A 9478-nucleotide genomic window follows, 5' to 3' on the forward strand; every position below is an offset into this window, starting at 1 on the left:
GGTTTTGCATGTTCCCTCGGAAGAGAGTCTTAGCGCCGACGACGGTCTGCAACGCTGCAGATTTTCGGCAGGTGGCGCTTGACACCGAAGCGCGATTGACTATCAATCTAGCAAAACTGGCTATCATTTGATAGCCAAGGAAACGTCCTTCAAACAAAAAAGGGGAACCACAATGAAGCGCTTTGCCACTCTCATGGCGGTTGCTGCTGCAACATTTGCCGTCCAGTTGCCGGCCGTCGCAGAGGCCGGCCCGAAGGTCGTCTTCGTTTCGCCGGTGCCGATCGGCGTGAACGACTACCTGAAGCTGGGGGCTCAGGGCTCGAAGAATGCGGCCGAGAAAGCCGGCGGCACGGTGAAGGTCTTCGAAAGCGTCGATCCGATGACCAGAAAGCGTGATCTCGACAATGCCGCCAAAGAAGGCGCGGACGTCGTTGTTTCCCTCGGCTTCGAATTCACCGACCTTATTCAGGACGTGGCAACGGCCTATCCGAAGACAACATTCCTCGCCGTCGATTACTGCCCGAGAGATCCTGCCGCGAATATCCATTGCGTGTTCGTGCGGGAGCAGGAAATGAGCTTCCTCGCCGGCGCCGAGGCCGCCTGGCTCAATCCGACCGGCACATTCGCGATGATCGGCGGCGTCGATATCCCGCTGCTGCATCGCTATACTGACGGTTTCGCCGACGGCGTGAAATATGTGAGCCCGGATGCCAACATCAAGCCGACGCAATGGATCGGCGGCAACAATCCGTTCTCCGACCCGGCCCGCGCCTCGCAGATGGCCAGCGCGCTTTATTTCGACGGCGTCGACACTATCCTCGTGGCAGCCGGCGCCTCCGGTGGCGGTGTCATCAATGCCGCCAAATCCATGCCGGGCAAATTGGCTGTTGGCGCTGATGCGAACCATTGCCCGATCGCCCCGGGCTCCGTGCTCGACAGTGTCGAGAAGCGCGCCGACCGGATGATCGAATTCGCGTTCGACATGCTGCTGGCGAACAAGTTGCCCCGGATCGTCAGCTTCGGGCTCAAGGAAAGCGCTGTCACATTGTCCTCGCTGGAAAGCGGCGAGGCCAGCCAGTGCACCGCCGCGGCGAATGCCGAGGTGGTCGCTAAGGTCAAGGCTCTTTGCCAGGACATCATCGATGGCAAGGTCACCGTCAAGGATCCGATGAACCTCTGATTTCTATGGAACCGAGGAGCGGTCCGTATAACGGGACCGCTCTGGATCTCTGATGGTGTGACGACATGGATTATCTTCTCGAAACGGTTAATCTTGGAAAGCGCTTTGGCGCGCTGGTGGCCAACCAGGGTGTGAGTCTCAAGGTCCGTGCCGGCGAGATTCACGCCGTCATGGGCGAGAACGGCGCCGGCAAATCGACCTTGATGGCGATGCTTTTCGGCCTCGTGGCGCCCACGACGGGCAGGATCGTTCTGCGCGGCCAAGAGGTGCGGTTCTCCTCGCCGCTCGAGGCGATCGCCGCCCGGATCGGCATGATTCACCAGGCCTTCAAGCTGTTTCCGTCGCTGACGGTCTGGCAGAATATCGTCTTTGGCGCCGAGCCGATGAAAGGCGGGCTGATCGATCGCGCGGCGGCCTGCGCCCGGATCGAGGAACTGTCGCGCAAGCACGCCCTGGATATCGATCCCAATGCCATCGTCGGCAAACTGCCGATTGGGCTCCAGCAGCGCGTGGAAATCCTTAAAGCGCTCTACCGCGATGCCGAGATTCTCATTCTCGACGAGCCGACTGCCGTTCTTTCCCCGGTCGAACGGGACGGCCTGCTGACTGTGATGCGTGAGCTTGCGGGCCGAGGAAAGACGCTGCTGTTCGTCACCCACAAGCTCAACGAGATCATGCGGGTCGCCGACATGGTGACGGTCATGCAGCGCGGCGAGATCACCGATGTGATGGCGGTGAAGGATACGACAGCCGATGCCATCGTGCAGGCGATGACCGGACGCACCGTCAGCTCGGCGCTGAACCGGGCTGCGGTCAAGCCGGGCGCAACGGCGCTCGAGGTGGCCGGGCTCGAGGTCATGAGCGGGGCCAAGCCGGCGCTGAAAGATGTCAGCTTCACCGTGCGGGCCGGGGAAATCGTCGGCATTGCGGGCGTGGCCGGCAATGGTCAGACCGAACTCGTCGATGCGATCACCGGCAGAACGCGCTCCCATTCCGGGCGCATCCGCATCCATGGCCGGGATATTGAACGGATGACGCTGCGCGAGCGACGGGAACTCGGCATGGCGATCGTGCCGGAGGATCGCCACGATGTTGGCTCGGCGGCGCTCATGCCAGCCTTCATCAATCTTTCGATGGGCAAGCATCGCGTTGGGCCGCTGGCGTCGCGCGGGGTCGTGAACCGTGAGGCCATGCGCGCCTATGCCGCCGAGCTGATCAGGCGCTTCGGCGTCGCGATCCAGAGCCCTGATACCAAGGTGGGCACGCTGTCGGGCGGCAATCTGCAGAAGCTCATTGTTGCCCGCGAGCTGGCGCACGAAGCCGGCTTGATCGTGGTCGAGCAGCCGACGCGGGGCGTTGATGTGGGCGCGATCGAATATATCCATACGGTGCTGCTGCAACAGCGTGTCGAGGGCAGGGCGGTCCTGCTTGTGTCCTCTGAATTGCCCGAATTGCTCACCCTCTGCGACCGCATCCTCGTTATGTACGATGGCGCGATCCTCGCCGAACTCGATGCTGCCACCAGCGAAAGCGAAATCGGTTTCTACATGGCCGGCGGGAGGAAAGCGTCATGAGCGGCGGTATCCATGGGATCAAGCGGCTTGGGGCATTGGCAGCCCCGCTGGCGACGCTGGCCATCTGCGTCATCGTCGCGATCGGCATACTGGAGCTCTCCGGCGTCGATCCGTTCCAGGCGATCTATGCGCTGATCGAGGGAAGCCTCTTTCCGCAAAGCCTTTCCGACACGATCAATTGGGCAGTGCCGCTCGTCGGCATGACGCTGGCTGCGGCAATTCCGCTGCGGGCAGGCATCATCAATCTCGGCGGTGACGGACAGCTCGTCGTCGGCGGCCTGACGGCGGCCGTGGTGGCGATCCATGCGCCGCTTCCCGGCGGCACCGCCGTTATCGTCCCGCTGCTAGCCGGCGCGCTGGCGGGAGGCGCCTACGCGCTGCTCGCGGCCTGGGGCGAAACCCGGTTCGGCGTTCCGCTGCTGATTTCGAGCCTGCTTCTCGGATACCCAGCGATCGGCGTGGCCTCATATCTTGTCTCGGTGCCGCTCAACGATGTCGGGACTGGTCTTGCCCAGACCGTACAGATCCCTGTTGACGCGCACCTGCCGCTGCTCGGCAATATGAATTCGGGCGCGATCCTGATCGTCCTGCTCTGTGCCGTGGTGATTTTCGCCGATCGCAAGACCGTCTTCGGCCTCGAGACACGCGTCAGCGGTCAGAACAAGACCTTTGCGTCCTATGTCGGCGTCAACACACCCAAGCAGACAATGTGGCTGATGTTCGCCGGCGGCGCGCTGGCCGGTATCGTCGGCTCGGTCATGGTGCTCGGTGCATTCTACCGCTTCATCGACGGCGCGCTCGTGAGCCCGGGCTATACCTGGTCTGGACTCATGACCGCGCTCATCACCAAGGGCGAGCCGATCGCCGCCGTCCTGACGGGGTTCTTCTTCGCGGCGCTCCAGACGGGCGGCTTTGCGATGCAACGCGCGACGTCGGTGCCGCGTGTGTTCACGACAATCATGCAGGCCACGGTCGTGCTGATCCTCACCATGCGCCTTCGACCGGAACCGACTCGCCATGATTGATCTTTTCTCGCCCTATATCATCTTCTCGTCCCTTCAGGCGGCGACGCCGCTGCTGCTCGCGTCGCTTGCCGGATTGCTCTGCTCGCGCGTCGGCGTGTTCAACATGGCGTTGGAAGGCCAGATGCTGGTCGGCGCCTTCGCGGCGGTCGCCTGCGCCTTCGCCACCGGCAGCGATGTCGTCGGTGTGCTTGCGGCAGTGGTTGCGACCATGGCCTTCTCGGTCATTCTTGCGGCGGGCGGAACGGTGCTCAATGGAAATCCGGTGGTGATCTGCATCGGCATGAACCTGCTCGCCTCCGGCCTGACGGCCTATGTCCTGAGACTGATTTTCGGCGTCAGCGGCACTTTCGCCGATCCCACCATCCCGGCGCTGCACAGGCTCGCCTTGCCCTTGCCCAAAGCGCTCGGACCCTATGTCGCGTCGCTGAACAATCAGACCGTGCTGACCTATTTCTCGTGGGTCCTGGTAGTGGCCTGCGCGCTGTTCCTGTTCAGGACACCTTATGGTCTGCGTCTCCGCGGCGTCGGGGAAAATCCGGCCGCCGCCTCGACCCTCGGCGTCAACATTGCCCGCTTCAGGTTTCTCACCGTCGTCCTGAGCGGCGCGTTGGTCGGCTTGGCCGGCGCCCAGTTATCGCTCGGGACCGTGACGCTGTTCTCTGAGGACATGACTGCCGGGCGTGGCTGGATCGCGCTCGTCGCGATCATGCTGGCCAAAGACAATCCGATCGGCGCGGCACTCGCCTGCCTGCTCTTCGGCATCACCGACGCCTTCGGCTTGCGGCTGCAGGGGCTGGGCGTGCCGAACCAGCTGTCCGGAATTCTTCCCTATTTGATCACGCTTTTCGCCCTGGTCCTCTTCGCCGCCAAGCGGCGCCGGGCGGCGTGACCGACACGTGCAGGAATGGAAAACACTCGATGACTTTGACCAGTCCGACCCTCGGAGCCCAGTCTTCCGCCACGTCCCTTGTCTTGTCCGACATCTTCCTGCTCGTCGAGGATGTCGAACGCTCTGTGAGATTCTACACCGAGAAGCTGGGTTTCGAGCTTCGCGAGAGGCAGCCGCACTTTGCCGATTTCCACAGCAAGGGCATCACGCTTGCGCTCTGGCGACGCGATCATTTCAAGGATCTCGTCGGCCTCGATAGAGCCACAGTCCTGGCAGCGAGGGGCGCCGGCATCGCGATTCTCCTCGCCACCGTCGAGGAGGTCGACCACTGGTACGACATTCTTAAAGCCGGAGGGATCGACTTCCTCGGCGCGCCCATTGACCTCCCCTGGAACGCGCGCGGTGCCTATTTCGCCGACCCCGACGGCGTGTTCTGGGAGCTCTATGCCTACCGGTCCAGTGCCCGAAGCGGCTGACCGCCCCATCTCACCAGACCCATTTCTCAGCCCGCAGCAGGAGGCAGCCTTGACCAAGATCCTTATCGATTCCGACACCGGCCTCGACGACGCGATGGCCTTGGTGCATGGCATGCTGCTTCCCGACGTCGATATCGTGGCGGTTACCGCGGTGTTCGGGAATGCCGAGATGCTCGACTGCGCCAATCACGCGCTGGAGATCATCGAGCTCATGGGCCGGGATATCCCGGTCGTTCGCGGTGCGCCCGAGCCGCTCATCGGCGGCTGCGGACCCGCTCCGCAAGTCCATGGCCAATATGGGCGCGGCGCGCTCGGCAAGCTCGATCTTGGCGACCGTCTGGCGGAGGGCTATGCCGCCAATTTCATTCTCGACCAGATCCGGATCCATGGAAAGGACCTGACCATCGTTGCAATGGGCCGCCTCACCAACCTTGCGCTCGCCTATCGGCTCGACCCCGACCTCATGCGCCACGTCGGCTCGATATTGTGGATGGGCGGCGCTATCGCCGTTTCGGGCAATACGAGCCCGGTTGCCGAGGCTAACCTCGACGGCGATCCGGATGCTGCGCGGATCATCTGCATGTCGGACCTGCCGCTGACCATCCTGCCGCTCGACGTCACCATGGATGCGCTGATCAGCGAGGAAGACGTGCGCAAAATGCGCGACGTCGGCCATCCGGGCGTACGGCATCTCACCCGTATCCTGCCCTATTATCTCGATTTCTATGAATCGTTCCTCCATGTGCGCACCTGCGCCGGCCATTGCGGCCTCCTGCTCGCCATTGCCATCGATCCGAGCCTGGTGACATTGTCCTACAGGCTGCCGGTGGCCGTCGAGACAGCCGGGGAGTTCACCCGCAGCATGCTGGTCGTGGACCGGCGCAAGCTGCGCTCGTTCGCCAACCCGAAGGGCAGCGATAAGGGTGTGAACATCATTATGAAGGCCGATACTGACAGGTATCACCGCATGTTCATGGACACGATCCTGTCCGCCGGAGCCACAGCTGGTGCGAATGAAGAAAGAGCCTAGCGGCCGTGATCAACGGCAGTTCAGGCTACAGATCAATAAAATGTCGGTTCTCAGGTACGATCACGACTGAAGGTGCACAACGTCATTCTGGCACCAAAGCTAATGCCGTTTCAAGATGGGGACTTGGCAGGTGCGCTGCGCAGTTGTTGCTCGACGACGATTGATCAAGCACCTATTCGCGGATTGGCGACCGGACGACCCTTTTCCGTCGTGGACTTCCTCCTTCAATGTGGCGGGCATCGGAATTCCTGCCCCAGCGCCATATCAAGGATTCTCCAACGTCAATCAGGCCGCGCAGCACGCCAGCCAAGTCCAATGTCTCTTTCTATTTGGTTTTACTCCCGTTGTGCCTGAAGGCCGCTTGCTTCGGGCTTCGGAACCCGACAAGCTCCCGCGCGACAGCTGCCAAGACGTTGACGGTCTGCTTACCGGATGCGGCAAGTCTTCGGAACTTGGCGCAAAGGCGAACCTGCACTTTCCAGGCAATGGCTTTGATATGCTCCGGGATCTCGGCGTTCCGGTCTGTCAGGCTTCGTCTCTCGCGGGCAGGGAAGCGGTAGTGTCACGCCGATTCGATCAGCATCGTCCGGGCAGCCGCGTTACTACTGCGGGTGATTTCTTCGCGCTTGATCCTCGTGCCGCTGGAATACTTGGCTGGCACCAGGCCAAGCCATGCCATCAATTGTTTGTGGCTGTCGAACCTATGCATATCGCCGATCTCCGCAACGAGGGTGACCGCAGCCGTCAACTTCACGCCCCGCAACGCCTGAACCGCATGGACCAAAGGACCCAGCACCCAGCCTGAGACGGCTTCCTTCAAAATGTCATCCAGCCGGTTGCAACGGTCCGTCAGATCGTGAATGCGCCGCTTGTATTCCTCGAAGACGAATTGTTGGTGCGGAAAAGCAAACCTCTGGTGTGAAAGCCAGCCCCAATGAGCCTTACCCCAGATCGCTTTCCCGTTGAATCGTCGACCGTGCTGCAAAAGGAAACTCTTCAAAGTCGACTTGGCCGCTGAAAGATCGTCTTTCACCTGCCGCCTGGCGCGAACAACATCGCGAACCGCTTCATGCGTGTCATTCGGAACCCACACCGCGACCAGCTCGCCGGCGCGCAGCAGGCGGGCTAATGTCTGAGCATCTCTCCGGTCGGTCTTTACCCCGTCTCCCGGACGGCGCGGCATTGAGGATGGCGATATCACCATATAGCCCACGCCGATCTTGGCCAGGAACTGGTAAATGACGAATCCGCATGGCCCGGATTCATAGCACATGCGCAGCTCCGAAACGTCCGGCCCAATCTTTTTCAACGCCGCATGCAAGGCTTCAGACCGATTGGCAACCGTGCCGAAATAGCGAACTTCCTTGTCCAGCCGTTATCGGCAATTGCTATCGCGATGGTATCCTGATGAACATCGAGGCCAATGAACTTCTTTCCCGCTGACGTAAGAGCTTCCTTTCTGTGGCTCGTTCAATGAGCACATTCAGAAAGCCCCGATCTCGGCGCAAGTGATCGTCGTCGGGTCTATGGTGGACTGGCGTAGGAGGCGGTTCGTATCTCCTCAAAGCGCTGGAGAGACAACGAGTTTTGTGCAAGGATCGATGTATTGGATTGAAAAATTATCTGATTTCTAGCTTCCACAATTTGGCATCAGTATACGATGCGTTTCGTCGGATGAGTGTTATCGATGTTTCATAGAAGAAGATTAAGCGCGAAAAGGCGTTTGTTTTGCGGTGGTTCGTTCACAGATGGTGCGCTTTATGATCTCCCGACATGATTGCTCGCTGATCTCCAAACCTTCTTATTGCCCAACCTAGGCCAGTGCAGAAACCGTCCTACCGTGCCGCGATGCACTTCGACATCGCGCTCGATAAATCCGACACATAGTTCGTCCTAGGTCGTTTGTCAGATTACCCTGGGCTTAGAATTCAAGGCCTGCTCAAACAGTGAGCGATCGACGTTTGACCCAGAAAGCACAACAACGACGGTCTTCCCTTTAACATCGATCTTTCCAGACAAAACAGCGGCCAAGCCTGCAGCGCCGCCCGGTTCCACCACGATCCTGTATTCGTCGAAGGCAAATTGCATCGCCTGAAGAACATTCTTGTCGTCAATTGAGACGGCACCAGCCAGATATTTAGACATGACGCCGAACGTAAGTTCCCCCGTTTTGGGTGCAATGAGAGAATCGCAGATCGATGTGCTGGAGCCGCTGTTGGAAAGAATCCGACCAGCAAGCAAGCTGCGCTGAAGATCATCAAAACCGGTTGGCTCAGTGGCCCAGACCTTCGTAGTAGGTGACAATTTTTGAGCTACGAGCGCTGATCCAGCAGCCATTCCTCCACCAGAACAATTGGTAACGAGGAGATCGAGTGGGGGCTGACCTGTAAGCGTTTCGAAGACCTCCAGGGCAAGCGTTCCTGCGCCGGCCACTATGCGTCGATCCTCAAATGGCGGGATGATTGTCAGGTCTCGTTCGCGTGCCAAAGTCCTTCCAATCAACTCACGGTCGTCGCCAGGTCGATTATATAGAATGACTTCGGCTCCCCATGCCTTGGTTAGGCGAACTTTCGTTGCAGGAGCATCATGTGGCATCAGAACGACGGCTGGCATTCCCAACTTTCGTGCAGCCCAAGCCACCGCCTGCCCATGATTCCCCGAGGAGAACGTCAGCAGACCACCCTTTCCGAGCGCGTTGTCTTGAGCTAACAACGAGATCATATTCAAGGCACCGCGGACCTTAAAGCTGCCGGTCGGCTGTAAGCCTTCGGCTTTCACGAGAAGTCTCGCGCCCAGCGAATCATTTACTCGCTCATTCTCAAGCAGCGGGGTGGGCCTAAGGTCCTTGCCTATCCGTTCTCTTGCCTGCTGAACCTCTTCGATATTGGGTTCCAACAGATTCCACGGCCGTTCGACAGCGACTACTTCGTTCATTTTATCCTCATGCGGGCGAAAGACTGTACGCCACCTTTCCGCAGAACCATAAAACAACGATCCCCATCTCAAAAGCGATACAAATTAATACATTTAAATCGCTTTATAGATTGATATATAATCGCAGATCCGGACCTAAACGCGCACGCCTTATAAGTTTACACCTCACCTGCAGGCTACGCCGGTTTCTCCATCACAATTTACGATGCCATTACATCTATTTAATTCGCTTTTCTGAATGTTGATTGGTTGGCACCCTCTCATTCAATGATACCGACCGGGTTTGACCGCGTAACGGTAATGATACCGTTCAACGCATTAATGCCGATCTCTGGTCTGTGGGAGAGCCCAGCATATGGCGTCAATTAAG

At 59.5% G+C, this 9478-nt stretch carries 8 protein-coding genes; 6 read left to right on the plus strand and 2 right to left on the minus strand.

Translation table 11 applies throughout. The features are described 5' to 3' along the window. The first annotated feature begins 172 nt into the window (after positions 1 to 172). From AC13QE_RS30050 to AC13QE_RS30075, 6 genes are all read left to right on the plus strand, one after another. The gene (locus AC13QE_RS30050; protein WP_488486480.1) at positions 173 to 1180 is read left to right on the plus strand and encodes a BMP family ABC transporter substrate-binding protein; all 1008 of its coding nucleotides are present in this window, start codon (positions 173 to 175) and stop codon (positions 1178 to 1180) included. A 65-nt stretch (positions 1181 to 1245) separates the two neighbouring features. Then, on the plus strand, positions 1246 to 2754 hold the full coding sequence (locus AC13QE_RS30055) for an ABC transporter ATP-binding protein (protein WP_488486481.1): 1509 nt from the start codon (positions 1246 to 1248) through the stop codon (positions 2752 to 2754). Further along, positions 2751 to 3779: an ABC transporter permease gene (locus tag AC13QE_RS30060; RefSeq protein ID WP_488486482.1), complete on the plus strand. Its 1029-nt coding sequence runs from the start codon at positions 2751 to 2753 to the stop codon at positions 3777 to 3779. The genes AC13QE_RS30055 and AC13QE_RS30060 overlap by 4 nt, the downstream gene beginning before the upstream one ends. Further along, positions 3772 to 4668 carry an ABC transporter permease gene (locus AC13QE_RS30065; RefSeq protein ID WP_488486483.1) on the plus strand — a complete coding sequence of 299 codons (897 nt, stop codon included), beginning with the start codon at positions 3772 to 3774 and terminating at the stop codon, positions 4666 to 4668. Before AC13QE_RS30060 ends, AC13QE_RS30065 begins: the two co-directional genes overlap by 8 nt. Before the next feature lie 29 nt (positions 4669 to 4697). Next, on the plus strand, positions 4698 to 5144 hold the full coding sequence (locus AC13QE_RS30070) for a VOC family protein (protein ID WP_488486484.1): 447 nt from the start codon (positions 4698 to 4700) through the stop codon (positions 5142 to 5144). A 49-nt stretch (positions 5145 to 5193) separates the two neighbouring features. Continuing rightward, entirely contained in the window at positions 5194 to 6174 is a 981-nt protein-coding gene (locus AC13QE_RS30075) for a nucleoside hydrolase (protein WP_488486485.1), read from the plus strand. A 562-nt stretch (positions 6175 to 6736) separates the two neighbouring features. Here AC13QE_RS30075 and AC13QE_RS30080 read toward each other — a convergent pair. Together AC13QE_RS30080 and AC13QE_RS30085 are read right to left on the minus strand one after the other, a co-directional pair. Continuing rightward, the gene (locus AC13QE_RS30080) at positions 6737 to 7495 is read right to left on the minus strand and encodes an IS110 family RNA-guided transposase (RefSeq protein ID WP_488486486.1); all 759 of its coding nucleotides are present in this window, start codon (positions 7493 to 7495) and stop codon (positions 6737 to 6739) included. A 584-nt stretch (positions 7496 to 8079) separates the two neighbouring features. Beyond that, complete coding sequence (locus AC13QE_RS30085) at positions 8080 to 9108, minus strand: threonine ammonia-lyase (RefSeq protein ID WP_488486487.1); 1029 nt, start codon at positions 9106 to 9108, stop codon at positions 8080 to 8082. Between the last annotated feature and the right edge of the window lie 370 nt (positions 9109 to 9478).

It is taken from the genome of Martinezella sp. CNPSo 3957 (assembly GCF_057784395.1).